The sequence below is a fragment of the Streptomyces sp. NBC_01006 genome, from assembly GCF_045162725.1.
In the GTDB taxonomy this organism is placed as follows: Bacteria; Actinomycetota; Actinomycetes; order Streptomycetales; family Streptomycetaceae; genus Streptomyces.
The window spans coordinates 387818-402711 of the sequence record NZ_CP108700.1 but is presented as its reverse complement, the minus strand read 5'-3'; the positions used below and the strand labels follow the sequence as shown (position 1 = coordinate 402711).

Genomic DNA, 14894 nt, shown 5'->3' with positions numbered 1-14894 from the left:
TCACCGCCGCGGCAGGGCCTTTCCGTACGGCTCAGAGCGGGAGCTTTGGAGCGGGGCGGTTCGGCCGGCATCACCCGGTCATGGGGCGATGTTCGTGGCTGCCTGGATCTGGTTGAGGTGGATGAGGATGTCGTAGGCCCGGGTGATGGCGAGGGTGGGGAGCGGGTCCTTCCTGAAGGACGAGCCGGCCTCGTAGGTGGGGCGGGGAGTGTTCAGCCAGGTGCGGCCCGCGGCGGGCAGGGCGCGCAGGTCGAGGTAGTAGTCGCGGTGGTGCACCCGGTCCAGGGTGTACTCCTGCATGTCGGGGGTGGCCGCGGGGACGGTGACCTTGTTCCAAGGGCTGCCGAGGGTGGTCGCGGTGAGGAACGAGCCGCGGCCGAAGGTGAAACCGATGGCGGCGTAGTCCCGGCCGAGGGCCTCGCGCAGGAAGGCGCCCTGGGTCGTGGGGTACATCACCGGGTCGGTGGCCAGGTAGCCCACGTGGCCGTTGTGCGCCGAAAGCAGCATCTTGTCGCCGGTTCGGCGGTGCCACCAGGCGGTGTTGTCGGCCATGACCCGGTCGCGGAGGTGCTCCGCGGCGGACACCGACGCGGGGTCGGACAGGTCGAGCGAGGTGAACTCGAAGGTCTGGGCGATGCTGCGGGCGTGCTGCTCGGCCCATTCGTAGGCGTCGTCGCCGGCCCCCTTGTGTGCGGTGACCAGGTCGAACGCCTGCTGGGCGGTGGCGGCGTCGAGGCGACGTTCGGCGACGGGCTTGCGCAGGTGGGCGAAGACGTCGTCGAGGGGGCGCAGGCCCGCGTACAGCTCCTCAAGACGTACGGCGTTCTGGGGGTGGCTCGTACGGACGTACGAGAGCACCCGGTCGAAGACGGCGTCGCCGAGCTTGGGCGCTCCGATGTCGTTGCCCATGAAGTGGACCTTACGGCCGGGGTGGCGGTCGTTGTAGCGCCGCATCCAGGCGATGAGGCTGACGAACTCCTCGCGTTCCCAGGGCGATCCGGTCAGCGTCTCCTTGGCGATCCGCCGGGCGTCGCCGGGGCCGCCCTGGAGGTACTCGTCGATCCGCAGGCCGGCCGTCCAGCTCATCTCCAGGGCGAAGGTGGTGAAGCCCTTCTCCTCGACGAGGTGACTGAAGACGCGTTGCTTCATGGCGAAGAACTCGTGCGAACCGTGGGTGGCTTCGCCCAGTCCGACCACCTTGGCGTCGCCGATCATGGCGTCCAGCGCGCGCAGGTCCGTGGTGTTGCCGCCGGGTTCCGTCGAGCGCAGGGGGTGGGCGGCGCGCTCCAGCGCGCGGAGCGCCTCGGCCTGCCCGCCTTTCGCCGCCGGGGTGGCGGGCGGGGTGGGCGGGGTGGGTGTGGTGGTGGCGGAGGCTGTGGGGGCCAGCAGGGCCGTGGCCGCGAGCCCGGCCGTCGCGGCGAGCAGCCTCCGTCGGCCGATCGTTTGGTGGTGCGGGGGCATGCTGAACTCCTCGGCTCGTTCTTGTTTCCCTGGGCGGTGAAACGATCATGGCCTGGGGCAGGAGCGGTCCGCGCTGGTGGCTTCCTCCGGGTTTGACCGGGGGATATCCCCCCACTCGCACGATGCGTGAGAGCGGATCGTCTGGTGCGGTCGAGCGAGGTTGGGACCGGGCGGCCGGCCGTCGGCGGCACCGTTCGTGCTCGCCGACTGTCGGCCGGAACAGCGGACTCTTGGAGCCTCCCCGCCGGACGGGAGCAACTTCCTCAGGGGCTGCTGCCCCGATCGCGTGAACCCGGGACCCGCCTCCCATCGGGTTTCACCGGCGAAAAGTAGGTTGGAGGCGACCTGCTCCGGCCGCGGACAGGGTGATCCCAGAGGAGCGAGCATGGCGACCGATGCGAATCAGCCGACCGTCCCACAGGTGACCATGACGCTCTCCGCGATCGCGGCGACCGGCGCCACCCCGCGCCCCTCGGGCGAGACCCTTGCGGAGCAGAGCACCCGGATCATCCTCGGCATCAACCGGCAACTGGCCGACACCTCGCTCGCGACCCAGGGCACCTGGGTCCTCTGCTGGCTCGGGGTGAGTCCGGGCAACGCCAACATGGCCTACCTCGCCAAGAACACCGACAGCTCCAACTCGTTCGCCGTGGTGATCCGCGGCACCGTCGGCAGCGAGACAGATCTGCTGGAGGACCTCGACGTCGGCACGGTGGTCCCGTTCAACCTCGTCGGGATGCCGTCCCCGGTCCCCGTCTCCAAGGGGGCGATGAAGGCGTTCACCGAGGTCGTGACCATGAGCACGGCGGGTGTCACCCTGGCGCAGGCTCTCACCACCGCCCTGGGCCAGGCGCAGCCGAACCCGACGGTCTACGTGACCGGCCACAGCCTGGGCGGCTGCATCGCGACCATGGTCGCCCCGTATCTCCAGTCGCTCACATGGCCCAACGGGAGGCCCAACTTCGAGCTGCACACCTTCGCCGCCCCCACCGCCGGCGGAGAGGAGTTCGCCGCCTACGTCGACTCCCTGGAATGGCAAGCGAGCGAGCGCCACTACAACATGAACGACCTGGTACCGCAGGCCTGGAACAACCTTGCGGTGGCCCACCAGTGGTACCCGAGTCCTCCGGGCCCGGCGGCGGACGACGACGTCAAAGCCGTGATCTCGACGCTCGCCGGCCTCCCCGGTCCCAACGTCTACGTCCAGCCGGGCAAGGTCGACCAGCTGAACAACACCTACGACCCCGTCGACCCGAACGTGGTGAAGCAGTCGACCCAGGACTTCATGGGCCAGGTGGCCTTCCAGCACGCCAACTCCACCTACCTGGGCCTCCTCGGCGCGCCTGACGTGCAGTCGGGTCCGGTGGTCACCCTCGTCACCCCCGTCGGCACGGCCGGTGCCCCCGTCGAGATCGTCGGCAGCGGATTCGAGCAGGGTGTCGTGGTCGACTTCGGCACGGTGTCGAGCACCAGGAATCACGTCCTCCGCGACGACGTGATGATCGCCTGGGCACCGGAGGGCGTCGGCGTGGTCGACATCCGGGTCACCAGTGGTCTGGGCACCTCCCCGGCCGTTCCGCGCGGCCAGTTCGCCTACGGCGGCCCCGCCGCCGTGGTGGTCACCGGCATCAGCCCGGACAGCGGCCGAGCCGGCGACCAAGTCCAGGTCAACGGCGTCTACTTCGCCTCGGACTCCCAGGTCTACTTCGGAGACGCCCTCGCCGAGCTCGTCGACTACGCCCCCGAGCAACTGCTCGTCACGGTGCCCAAGGCGACCATCGCCATCGGCAAGCCCGCGACCGTCAACATCACCGTCCTCTCGAACGGCTACTCGTCGCCCGCGAGCCCGGCGGACGAGTTCACCTACCTGGAGTGGCACCAGACCTGAACCCGCCCTGATCCGGGATGTCCCGGCGTGGCCGGTATTCAAAGGCAGCACACGTCGATCTCAGAACGGGTGCCGCCCCTCCTGGGCGAAGCGCAGCAGGAGCAGGGCGATGTCGTCGGTACGGGGGGCTCCGCCGCGGGCTCGGCCGATGAGGTCGTCCGCCAGCGTGCTCACCGGGTGGCGTTCGGGGGTTGCGGTGATGCGGGCGGCGACCGCCGCGATGCCATCCTCGAGGTCCTCGCCCGGAACCTCGACCAGCCCGTCGGTGTACAAGGTGAGCAGGGTGCCCTGCTCGAACGGGATCTCGACGGCCGTGTACGAGGCGTCCGGGTCGATGCCGAGGAGCAGCCCGGGCGGCAGGCGGAGCATCTTCGCCGGGCCGCCCGTGTGGCGCAGCAGCGGGGGCGGGTGGCCGGCCGTGGCCAGGTGGGCGGTGCGGGCCGAGAGGTCGATGTGGGCGTACACGCAGCTGGTGAAAAGTCCGGGTTCGAGGTCGGTCAGGAGCCGGTTGGTGCGGGCGAGGACCTCCGCCGGGGGCTCGCCGGCGGAGGCATGGACGGCCGTGCGGACCTGGCCCATGAGGGCGGCGGCGTTCACGTTGTGACCCTGGACGTCGCCGACGGCGGCCGCGACGGTGGTGTCGTCGATCCGGATGAGGTCGTAGAAGTCGCCGCCGATGTCGAACCCGTGCGCCGCCGGCAGGTAGCGGGCCGCCACTTCGAGGTGCGGGACGCGGGGCAGGGCGCGCGGCAGCAGGCCGGTCTGCAGAGTGTGAGCGAGCTGGTGGGTGGTGTCGTAGAGGCGGGCGCGGTCCAGGGCCTGGGCGATGAGTCCGGCGAGGGAGGTCAGGATCGCCCGTTCACCGGGGACGAACGTATGGGGACGCGCGTAGGCCAGGATGAGGGTGCCGATGGGCCGGCCGGACGCGATGAGGGGCAGGAAGGCCCACGCCGCCATGTCGTCCCCGATCACGACGGCCGGGAAGGCGGCCGCGAGCTCGCCCGCGTCCGCGAAGAACAGCGGCTCGCCCGTGCGCAGGCCATGGGTGCTTGCCGTGTGGATGCCGAGCGGGATGCCGTCGTAGCGGGCCATGAGCTCGGCCGTGTAGCCGCGGAAGCCGACGATGCGCAGACGCTGCTCCTCGGCCACCAGAAGGGCCAGGGCCTGGGCACCGAGCGCGGGGACGAGCAGGTCGGCAGCCTGGTCGACGACGTCGCGGGCGTGGACGGCCTCCGTGAGGGCGGCCGCCAGGTGCATGAGCTGGTAGAGGGCGGTGGCTCGGCTGGGTGAGGGCTCGGCGGGGACGGCTGTCGGCGGGGCGGGCGGCGGGACGGGCTCGTCGGCGGCGACCGGGGTGATGCGGACGCTGATCCCGGTGTCGTCCGGGTAGAGGTCGAAGCGCAGGTAGCGGCCGATCGGGGGCGCGGCGGTGAAGCTGCGCGGCAGCCGGCTGATCGCCGCGGCCCGGTAGTGGTCCTCGATGGCGGGGGTGTCCATCCAGGGCAGCGCTTCCCAGGGCAGGGCACCGCGGAGGCGGGAGACGGGTGCGCCCAGCAGCTCGGCCGCCTCGGCGGTGATGAAGGTGATCGTGCCGTTCAGATCGAGTGCGCAGCTGCCTCCGGGCAGCCGGCGGATGAAGGCCATGGCGGCGGCCGCCTCGACCGGTCCGGGTGTGGGAGGGGGAAGCGGTCGCAGCATGACCGGCTGCGCCGGCGGATGGACGGGGTGTCCGGCGTCGGCGGCCCGGCGCAGGTGGTTGGCGAGACGGCCGCAGGCCGAGTCCACGGCGTCGCGTTCCCGGTCGGTCAGGTGGGGCGCGTGGGAGCCGGGCCACAGGAGGACGAGACCGGCCCCGGTGGGCTCCGCCGCCTCGGGCGCAGGGTCGGGGACGAGCGGGGCGGCGGCGAGGGCGAAGTCGTACGGCAGGACGAGGCCGAGGCGTGGGTAGCGCCGGGCCGTCTCCTCCTGGCCTCCCAGCCAGACGAACCGTCCGTCGCGGACCGCGTCGGCCACCGGGATGGAATCGTCCACGGTGACCCGGGACCAGGGCAGCGCGAACTCACGGGCAAGGCCGATGGTCATCGCCAGGTAGAGGACGCGCCGGGCGGAGTCGGGCAGGTAGAGCATGCCGATGGACGCCCCCGCGGCCGCGCAGGCCCGGACCAGGGCCTCGCCGAGCGCCCGCTGATCGGCTCCCTCGGCGGGTTCGACGCCCTCGGAGGGCTCGGCTCCCTGGTCACGCCCTGGAAGGTTTCGCACCCGTCCATGGTCCCCCCACACGCCGCCCGCGCGTCGGCACCGCCCCGCCCCGGCGAGCCCGCGGCGCCCGCCCGCCTCCGGCCGTGTGCGAGCGAACGGTTACCGGGTGTCACGCGCGGGGGTCGGAGGGGATGGGGGCATCGAGGCGTTCAGGGCGTCGCCGAAGCGGCCGTCGGTGATCTTGATGGTGGCGCGGTCGAAGCCCAGTCGGCGTGGCTGCCCCGGCGATCGAGGAGCGTACCAGCGCCTGGAACCCGAACCGGGGGAGTGGGGGTGCAGGTCGAGGGAGCAGCCGTGCCTGGCGAGCTCGGCGGCCCGGGCCCCGCCGACGAGCGGGGTGGTGCGCTGCGCGCAGACGCCGACGACGACGGCGGCGTGCCGGTCGGGCCGGTGACGAGTCATTCGTCCTGGCCCAGCCACAGCGCCGCGAACTCGGCGCCGCCCGCGAGCGTGTTGTGTTGGGCGCGTGGGCCGGTGTCGTGGTGGGACTGGCCGGAGTGGCCGGGGGCACGCGGGACAGCGGCAGTGTCGCCCGGCCGTCGATCTTCCCGCGCTGCCGGCGGGTCTGCGCCTCGCCGTCGGCGGACCGGCCGTGGACGAGGGCTCGGAGTGGCTAGCCCGCTCGCCGGTCCCGCAATTGCCCATCACCGTGAACAAGACGGCGAAGAAGGCCGCGCCGGCGGTGATGGCGCCGGCCAGGTCACCGGGCCCCTGCAGGCCTCTGGCTGTGGTCGCGGCCAGGGGAGAGGGACTGGCGGGTGGTGTTCACGGCCGGCCTGGGACGCCGAGAGGCGCGGTGAACCGCGGCCGCCAGCCTTCCTCCGTCAGCACCACCAGCTGGACCGCGGCCGCACGGGTTCGTAGCGGCAGCAGGCTGCCGACCGCAGTGCGGACTTGGGCGGAGGTTGTCGGGTTGTCTGCACCCATGGCGACCGTGACATGGGTGGCGGGCCGCGTGCCGAAGCGGCCCCCGTACGGGCGCAGCCCGGGCCACTGGGTGTGGAACGCATCGACGATCGGTTGGAGTTGCGGAACGGTGACGCCGACGAACCCGGACGCCGTCACGAGCTCCTCCAAGAGCAGATCAGCTGCCGGGAAACTTGCCGCCAGGGAACGCACGCCCTTCTCGTCCTGACCTGTCAGCGCCGATTCCGGCACGAACGGGTAGAGGAGCGAGACGTGCGCCGGCACCCCGTGACGCACCAGTGCCGGGTCGATACGCCACGCCGCATCGAGGAGCGGGGCGGCATCGGGCAAGACAATGACGACGGCAGTGGTCCCTGGATCTGGCACGCCATCATCATCGCAGGCCGGCTACGAGCCCCGACACTGGACGGCCGACACCCGCGCGTGCGGGGTGACATCCTCGCAATGTACGCCGCAGTGAGGCAGTTCGAGGCCCGTGGGGGTCTCACTTCAGGCCGCGAGGAGGACGGTGAGGAGCAGAGGCACGGACCAGCGGTGCGTGCCGCCACCGCGCCGCATCCAGCCCCGGCCCCAGCCCCGGCACGGACTGTGGGCGGGGCGTACGAGCAGAAGCTGGACGGCCACCGGGCGCTCGTGGTCACCGCAGCCGACCCGGGCGGGCGGGTGCTGGTGCCGACCCGGCGCGGTCGCTGGTTCAGGACCGGTTCCCGGACTTGGTGGCGGCCACCGAGCTGTTGCCGTACAGGCCTGGTCCTCGATGGTGAACCGGTCGTCAGGGACGTCGAAGAGGGCCGTCTGCCGTTCGAGGTGTTGCAGCGCCGGGCCGCCGCCCGCGCCTGCGCCGCCGCCGGGTTGGCCGCCCGGTGGCCGGCCTACTTCAAGGGTGCAGACGGGGCACAGTCGCACCCTTGCACTCGCCGGACTGGTGCGCTCGGCCGCGTGGCTGTGACGGCGGCCGGACGGCTCGGTGACCGGATCCCGGGTCCCGTCGGTCGTGCCAGGACCGGGATCCGGTCATCGTCGTGGCAGTGGGTTATTCGCCCTGGAGCTTGGTCAGGATCCACTCGCCGAGTTCCTCGGTCATCAGGGTGTGTCCCTCGTTCTCGCTGGCGCACATGAAGGCGTCGAGTTCGCTGTCGGCGGCGTCGATCTTGCTGTAAAGCGTGTCGTGGTCGTCGATGTCGCCGGACGCCACTGCACTGACGCTCGGGACGAACGTGCTCGTGTTGTAGGTGAGTTCGGCCGGCTGGCCTTCGAGAAGCCCGGCCAGGAAAGCGGCGGTTCCGAAGTTCCCGGGGTGGCCCGGGAGGTTGTGCGCTTCGGGGAACAGGCCGCCCGGAGCGCCGTCGATGTCGGGCAGGCCGCTGGTGGTGATCTGGATCTCGGTGGCTCCGGCCTTTTTCAGGACGGCGACGACCTGTTCGCCCGTGTTCTGTGTGTCCAGACGGGTGCCCGTCAGCTCCTGACCGATGGTCCGCATCGCCGTCACGCCGGCCGGGATGTTGTTTCCGGCGCCGGTGCCCGTCCCGTTTCCGACACCGAGCCGGCGTACGCCCTGGGGCCAGCCGCCGACCCGCTCGAGTTCGGCGAGGAAGTCGATGCGGGCCCGGTCCTCTCCGGCCTCGGCGGTGACGGTATCGATGTGCCAGCGCAGCAGTTCTCGGGCGGCCGGGCTGTTGACCAGCACGGAGAAGCTGCCGAGGAGTTCGCCGAACCCCGGGATCGAGCCCCAGTTGTCCTTCACCCAGTGCGCGAACGCCTGTACCGCGATGGGCAGCCAGGCGCCGCGGTGAGGGGTGTCGTAGGAGAGATAGGTCGAGGTCTCGGGGTCGTCACCCTCGTGCTGCATCTTCGCGAGGGCGTAACGCGTGACCAGCCCACCCATACTGAAACCGCCGACCGTCAGCTTGGCGGTACCTTCGCGGTCGTCGATCGCCTTCTTGATGCACTGGATCGCCACGTCGGCGTTGTCGATGATGGACGCGGACCGCTCGTCGAAGCCGAGGAGAACCAGGTCGAAGCCGGCCTCCCGCAGCGAGGAGACGAAGGGGTACTCGCCGTTCTCCAGGGCGTTCCACAGGGCGTCGGGATCGCTCTTCCCGCCGGAGAAGCCGTCGGAGAGGATCACCGGCTTCCTGACCCGGCTCTGGCCCGGCGTGCTGTAGAACACCCAGGCGGTTCCCCCTTCGAGTGGCCACGTGGCGTCCCACGCGGAAGTCCTCGGGTACGCGGGCTGAGCGCCCGGCATGGCGTTGTCCCAGATGTTCACAACAGGCATGGACATGAATCCAGTTCCTCCCTCTCATGGTGCGGCCGGGCTGAGCCACCCGTGAGGCCGCCGCTTTCAGGGTCGAAAGCGGAACCCATGATTGCGAGGCTCGGATCCCGCTACCAGCGAATCCAGACCACGTCACTCTTACGACCCGACGCCCTTTCCGCGCAGGTCACAGGGCCGACAGGGAAGAAACGATGATGCGGGCCCGAGGCCCGAGAGCATTCGGCCGGGCGTGAACTACGGCTGAGAGACGGCTTCGAGCGCCCCCCGGCACTACGGGCATACCGTGATTTGGTCAGCCGTATGCGTCGACCAGAAGCAGGTGGCCGCGATGCGCATAGCGGTCAGTGGCGGCGGCGCCCTGCAGTCGTCGGCCTGCCGGCGCCGCCGCGCGTTCATTCTCCGCGGGTCGGACATCCGTAGTCGTTGCCCACGGCCTGCTGGAAGGAGTTGAAGAGGGCGGCGCGCGCCGTCTCGTACGCGTCCTTGCCCTGGTCCAGGAGTACATCCCGGTAAGCGTCGTTGAAACTCACGCCGACGTAGAGATCGCCGGAGGCACAAGCGGTGACGGTTCGGCCGCTTCCTTGCGTGGCCGTCTCATCGCGGCGCACCCCCTGAGTCACGGCGGGGTCGTCGCTGACGGCCAGCGTGATGCGAGGCTCACCGGGACCTTGAAGCATCATCTCGCACACCCGTGTCCGGGATCCACGGCCGGTGACAAGCGCCGTGCCGGCCTCAGCCTTCCCCTTGAAGAGGGCGGCTTCCGGGATTCGGAAGCCCTTTACGCCACAGGGGGTGGCCGTGTCGGTTTCGCCCGTCGGCCCCTGCAGGCGGGCGGGCATCTTCAGTGCGCTGGTGCCTGTGCAGCCGAGGCCGTCGGCGACGTGCTGGGCGGCAGCCATCGCGGCCTTCGCCAGAGCCGTGGGGTTACTGCGGCCTCGGGTGAGGCTCATCTTGAGTACCGGCACGTCGGCGTGGCGGGAGCCTGGCCTGATTTCCTTGGCGCAGCCGGTGGGCAGCAGCACCCATGCCTGCGTCTCGGAGGCGGCGCCGGTGGTTCCGCCGACGAAGTAGGAGGAGGCCGAGGCGTTCTTCCACAGACGTGAACCTCCCAGCCCGAAGTCGGCCTCGTCGAAGGAGAGCTCCGCCTCCAGTCTTGGCTGGTCGCCGCCCAGGAATTTGCTGGTGCGCTGGACTTTGCATGAGAAGGAGTAATACGGCTCCGATTCTTCGTAGTACCCGCTCTGCGTCAGCCTGCCGAACCCGCTCAGCACGGTGCTTGCCTCCGACGAGTCCAGGGCGTCACCGCAGAATCGGTCTTGCCCCAGCACGTCGGTGTTCCACCAAGTGAACAGCCCGCCACTGCCCACCAGGACGAGGGCGGCAGCCAGCCCTGCGACCGAGTAGCGCCGACGTGCTCCTGGGGATATTGCAGACATGGGGTCACTTCCGTTCGCGCAGTGCGTCGTAGGCGCTTTCCCGCCCGCTGGTGTAACTCTGCTGTGCTTCGCGCTGGGCGGCACCGACCGTGGTCTGTGACTGGTGGCTTTCGTCGCCCCAGCTCTTGAAGAACCGGCTGAGGTCCGTCTGTGCCGCGTCGTTGCCGGAGCTGATGCGTTCCCGGGCCAGCAGGCCCTCCTCGGAGCTGACTCCCTTGAGCCATTCATTCCAGCACCCGTCGACTACGCGCTGGGCCATGTCGCCGACGACGGGGATGCCCGTGATCGCTCCGCCGATGACGTGGTAGCCGTAGACGCGCATGTCACCGGCCGCACTGAGCTTGGCATCCCGTTCGCTGAGGTGGATGTCGCCGCCGATCGCGTTGATGGCGCCGTTGACCTCACCGATCTTCGCGGCACGGTTCTTCAGTGCCTCAGGGTCGGACAGGTCTTGCGTGGTGAGCTGCTCGGCCATGTAGCGCCGCTCGGACTCGTGCAGGAGGAAGTAGTTCTCCGGGTCCTCGGACACTCCGCGCAGCACACGCAGCAGGCTGCTCCTGCTGTTCTGGATCTGCGAGCGGTCGCCGTTCGCCAGTGCATCGTCCTTGCCGACCAAGTCGCCGGGCCCATCGCCGGCAATGATGTCCACGATGTCGGGCGAGTATGAAGAGAGCGCCCGGGCGAGCGGGCCGCGCACGTTCGCGTACTCCTCGCTCTTGAGGACGTTGTCGCCTTGCCCCTTCAGCTCTCCCTTGTCGTCCTTGCCGTTGCCGTCGCCGTAGTCGAACAGGTTGACCGCCTCATGCATGACGCGGGCCTCGCACTCAAGGTGTCGTCCGAGCTCTGTGCCGGGGGAGCCTGGTGCATGGCCGGTCGTGGCGCTCTCCAAGGCGAGTCCCAGTCCCGCTCGGACGTCCTTGTCGAAGGTGTCACTGCCGGTGTGTTCGATGTTGCCCATCCAGTACGTGGTGTCGACGTGGTTCCAGTCGCGGTCCTTCACCAGATACTGCAGGGTGTCGTTCTTGCCGTCGGGTCCGGGGTCGAGGTAGGAGGTGGTGGCCGCGGGGTCTTTGGACATGATGCCGAGGAGTCCGTCGAGGGGGTCGTTCGCGAACCAGCCCTTGTTCCTGCCGCTGAAGTCGCTCGTCAGATCCCAGATATCGGAGTTGCCACCCCGCTTCTTGTCCTCTGCACTGCGGATGTCGTCGGCCAGGTCGTGCATGAAGGTTGCCGAGTAGCCGTCGCCATTCTGCATGAGCGTGACCAGGCTCTGGTAGCCGCGGACCTTCTGCCCGTGACCGGTGCCGATCTGGGGGCTGTCGGCAATCTGGTTCAGGTCGAACTGCTGGACGCCGGCCTGCTTCAGCTGTGCCCGGAATTCTCGGTAGAACTTCGACTTCGGGTCCTGCATCGCGTTCGACAGCGAGTGGGCGAGGCCCTTTTGCAGGTCCGTATAGCGCTGCTGATTGCCTTTGTCGTCGCCGTATGCGTGGTCGCTGAGCCTGTTCGTCAGATTGATCGTGTTCTGCGCGCCCATCCCGTTGAGGAAGGTCTGGTTGAACTCGGTGCTCTTGGCGTTGTCGCGGAAGGAGCGGTCCAGCTCTGCGTAGTCGGCTGCCGACACCTTGTCGCCACTGTTGATGCGGGTGGCGATGTCCTCGGCGTTGCGGGCTTCGTAGATCTCGATGTCGCCTTGTGCGTCGGCGTTGAAGCCGTTGAGGGTCTGGTCGTTGCCCTTGCCGAAGGCGTCCTTGTTGCTGTCGACCACGGCTGCCTCAAGGGCGATCTTGACACCGTGGTCGGCTTCGGAGACGGCTTTCGCCTGGTCGTCGATGTGCTGCTGCCACTTGTTGACCGCGTCCCGGATGGTGGTCTGGCCGTCGAGGTCGTGGTGGTAGGCGCTGCGCTCGCCGGGAGTCAGTTTGGCGTAGTCGAACGCGACTGTGCCTTGTTCCGAGACGGTCATGCCCGCCTTGATCGCGTCGTCGCGCGCGGACTCGACCCGCTTCTTCAGGTCGGTGAACTGGGTGTGGGCATCTCGCAGCAGGCTCGCGATCGCCTTGGCCTGGATCTGGGCGGCGGAGTACTCGTACCGCGTCGCGGCGAAGCTCGTGTGGGCGACGCCGACGCTGACGCCGCTCCAGTCCGGCCCCATGGTGATCTTCTGGACGCTGTCGCCGTAACGGGTCTCGACCTTCTTCAGCTCGCTCGCCATCTCGTCCCACTTGCCGGCTGCCGTAGTCAGCAGGCCCAGGTCGGTCGTCATGACTTCGTGGTACGTCAGCATGTACTGCTCCCCCTCACAGACCGTTGAGCTGCGACTGGGTCCTCAGGGGGGCGGAATCCGTTCCCCGTGCCCAGGTCGTTTTGTGCGAACAGGCCCGATCCTGTGCGAAGTCCCCCGACATGACCGCCCCCGTTCAACTCAAGACGATTTTCCCTGCAGAGCGCCAAAACACCCATATTTACGGACGATCGGAACCGGCAAATGGCGCGCGGCCTGCGGGCTGGCGCTGGTCGAGGCCTGCCGCATCCAGCGTTGCAGCGCGGCAGCGATCTGCAGGTACCGGACACCGGCACAGCCCTCCTTGGCACAGGGCGTTCCTTGATCCTCTCTGCCCTTTCGCTACAGCGCATTGCCGTTGACCGGCAGTCATTACCCACCACTCGCTGCTGGTGAAGGAGACTTCTTCTGACTGTGGCACCCTGATTCCGCGTCAGTGGGTTCGCCGACGCAACGTGGACGGGGGAGTGCGTGACGGAGCGGGAAGCACCGCCAGACCAGTTGGCGGAGTATGCCGAGTGCCTGCGCGACGCCTGTAACACCGGGCGCAGGATGACTCGCGCCGAGCTGGAGGCACGCCGCGCCGCCGGCGAGCGGGCTGCAGGGCTCGGCCTCACCCTGCGCGTGATGATCCGCGAGCACCTGGCCGCGTCCCAGGAGGTCCTCACACGGGTGCCGATCCAGCAGGCAGGCTCCTTGCTTGCTGTGACCGAACAGGCAGTAGACGCCTTCGCGGAGGGCTACGAGCGTGCCCAGTATCAGGCCGTGCGCCAGGAGGAGGCCGCGCGCCGCGAGTTCATCGACGACCTGCTCTATGGCCGCAGCGGCCTGGGAAGGCTGGCGGAGCGCGCGGAACGGTTCGGGCTGCGGCTTTCCCCGGCCCACGCGGTGGCCGTGGCTTGTGGACCTGAGCCCTACGGCGACGGCTACCCGGTGGCGCATGGGATCGAGTTGGCAGTCCTGTCCCGGTTCGCGGGCCGGCAGGTTCTGCTGACCACCAAGGACGGGCGGCTGATCTGTGTGGCTCCCGGGGACCGGCCGGACGTTCTGGCCTTCTTCGCGAAGGAGGCGTACGCGGCCACCGACGGTGGACGGGTCGCGATAGGCCGCTCCCACCCTGGTGCCGGCGGCGTGGTGCACTCCTACGAGGAGGCGCTCAACGCACTGGACTTGGCCGAGCGGATGGGCCTGGAGGGGCCGGTCCTGTACGCCGCGGACATGCTGGTGTATCCGGTGCTCGCGCGGGACCGGCAGGCGATGGCCGACCTGGTGGAAAGCGTGCTGGGGCCCCTGCGCAAGGGCCGGGGCGGGGCCCGGCTCTTCATCGACACCCTTACCGCGTATTTCGACAGCGGCTGTGTGGCCACCGAGGCCGCCCGCCGCCTGTTGTTGAGCGTGCGCGCGCTGACCTACCGGCTGGAGCGGATCCACACCCTGACCGGCGCTGACCCTGCTGACCCGGTGAACCGCTACACCCTCCAGACGGCAGTGATCGGTGCCCGCCTCCTGGGCTGGCCTGACGCCGAAGCATGAGAACCCCGATGCCCCTCGGCCCCGGCCACGCGCTCCGGTCCAGCCCGCCGGAGCATGTGCCGGACGTGATCGCCGACGCCGCCGTCCTCACCCGCGTCCCGGCAGGGCCGGCGGCAGAGGCCCAGCGCCACAGTGATGGGGACCGGACCGCGGGGCTGACCGGGCGGTCCGTCCCGGCTTCCTGGAGATCCGGGTGACGGACGGGCAACGGCGAGGTCGCAGCGGGCGCCGAGCCCGGGCCGTAACGGGGGGCAGTCCGGAGACTGCGATCCGAAACCGAAGATGATCATCGGATGGGGAGAAGGAGTGAACATGGGCGAAGGCCGCCACGTCGTCGTGGCCGAGATCGGTCTGGCGAAGAACCGGTACGGCGCGGAGATCCGTACGTCCGAGCCGATGTCCCTGGAAAAGGCGCGGGAGTTCGCGCTGAATGCCGTGCGGGGTGAACGCCCCGACTTCTACCGGAGGCCGGAGAACGCGGTCGCGCTCCGCGTCGGGGCGGACGATCAGTACCTGGTCGTCGAGGGGCACCGGCTGAACCCGGACAGCCTGTCCCGCCTCACCGTGGCGGACGTCCTCGAAGCGGTCTGACCGGGCAGAGCCATCGTGTGCCGCCGCCCCGGGGATGCGGTCGGCGGCACACGGGGTGTCCGGGAAGTTGAGCAGCGCCAGGATGACGGCCGCCGTGGTAGCAAGGACGACGAAGTTGACTCCCTGCGCGCGGAGGGTGCCGACGGTGACCACGACCGCCTGCTGCCGGGCGAGACGTCCGGCCAGGGCCAACATGCAGAGGTTCGGGAGCTAGCGGCCGGCCGGCATCGCGAAGAC

11 protein-coding genes and 1 pseudogene are annotated in these 14894 nt (G+C 69.6%); 3 read left to right on the top strand and 9 right to left on the bottom strand.

Annotated features, from left to right (window positions below):
* Nucleotides 1-78: 78 nt before the first annotated feature.
* Nucleotides 79-1461: an erythromycin esterase family protein gene (locus OG509_RS01815; RefSeq protein ID WP_406179469.1), complete on the bottom strand. Its 1383-nt coding sequence runs from the start codon at nucleotides 1459-1461 to the stop codon at nucleotides 79-81.
* Between the two features lie 385 nt (nucleotides 1462-1846).
* Here OG509_RS01815 and OG509_RS01810 point away from each other — a divergent pair, with 385 nt between their 5' ends.
* Nucleotides 1847-3349 carry a lipase family protein gene (locus OG509_RS01810; protein WP_406179467.1) on the top strand — a complete coding sequence of 501 codons (1503 nt, stop codon included), beginning with the start codon at nucleotides 1847-1849 and terminating at the stop codon, nucleotides 3347-3349.
* A gap of 60 nt (nucleotides 3350-3409) precedes the next feature.
* Here OG509_RS01810 and OG509_RS01805 read toward each other — a convergent pair whose 3' ends face one another.
* The 7 genes from OG509_RS01805 to OG509_RS01775 form a co-directional block, all read right to left on the bottom strand.
* Nucleotides 3410-5608, bottom strand: coding sequence for a SpoIIE family protein phosphatase (locus tag OG509_RS01805; RefSeq protein WP_406179465.1), 2199 nt, complete (start codon nucleotides 5606-5608; stop codon nucleotides 3410-3412).
* Nucleotides 5609-5707: 99 nt separating this feature from the next.
* Nucleotides 5708-6010 (bottom strand): hypothetical protein, encoded by a 303-nt coding sequence (locus OG509_RS01800; protein WP_406179464.1) that lies wholly within the window; start codon nucleotides 6008-6010, stop codon nucleotides 5708-5710.
* 363 nt (nucleotides 6011-6373) lie between these two features.
* Entirely contained in the window at nucleotides 6374-6865 is a 492-nt protein-coding gene (locus tag OG509_RS01795) for a 2'-5' RNA ligase family protein (RefSeq protein WP_406179462.1), read from the bottom strand.
* Nucleotides 6866-7024: 159 nt separating this feature from the next.
* A complete protein-coding gene (locus OG509_RS01790; protein WP_406179461.1) occupies nucleotides 7025-7159 on the bottom strand; it encodes a hypothetical protein in 135 nt (44 codons plus the stop codon).
* Nucleotides 7160-7568: 409 nt separating this feature from the next.
* Nucleotides 7569-8819: an esterase/lipase family protein gene (locus OG509_RS01785; protein ID WP_406179459.1), complete on the bottom strand. Its 1251-nt coding sequence runs from the start codon at nucleotides 8817-8819 to the stop codon at nucleotides 7569-7571.
* Between the two features lie 386 nt (nucleotides 8820-9205).
* Entirely contained in the window at nucleotides 9206-10180 is a 975-nt protein-coding gene (locus OG509_RS01780) for a hypothetical protein (protein WP_406179458.1), read from the bottom strand.
* A gap of 73 nt (nucleotides 10181-10253) precedes the next feature.
* Nucleotides 10254-12536: a hypothetical protein gene (locus OG509_RS01775; protein WP_406179456.1), complete on the bottom strand. Its 2283-nt coding sequence runs from the start codon at nucleotides 12534-12536 to the stop codon at nucleotides 10254-10256.
* A gap of 468 nt (nucleotides 12537-13004) precedes the next feature.
* On the opposite strand from OG509_RS01775, the gene OG509_RS01770 reads away from it, so the two are divergent.
* Entirely contained in the window at nucleotides 13005-14066 is a 1062-nt protein-coding gene (locus tag OG509_RS01770; RefSeq protein ID WP_406179454.1) for a PucR family transcriptional regulator, read from the top strand.
* 312 nt (nucleotides 14067-14378) lie between these two features.
* Nucleotides 14379-14657: a hypothetical protein gene (locus OG509_RS01765; RefSeq protein WP_406187849.1), complete on the top strand. Its 279-nt coding sequence runs from the start codon at nucleotides 14379-14381 to the stop codon at nucleotides 14655-14657.
* Between the two features lie 75 nt (nucleotides 14658-14732).
* Here the strand turns inward: OG509_RS01765 and OG509_RS01760 are convergent.
* Nucleotides 14733-14852: pseudogene (locus tag OG509_RS01760) on the bottom strand (hypothetical protein); the annotation flags it as partial.
* Nucleotides 14853-14894: the final 42 nt, after the last annotated feature.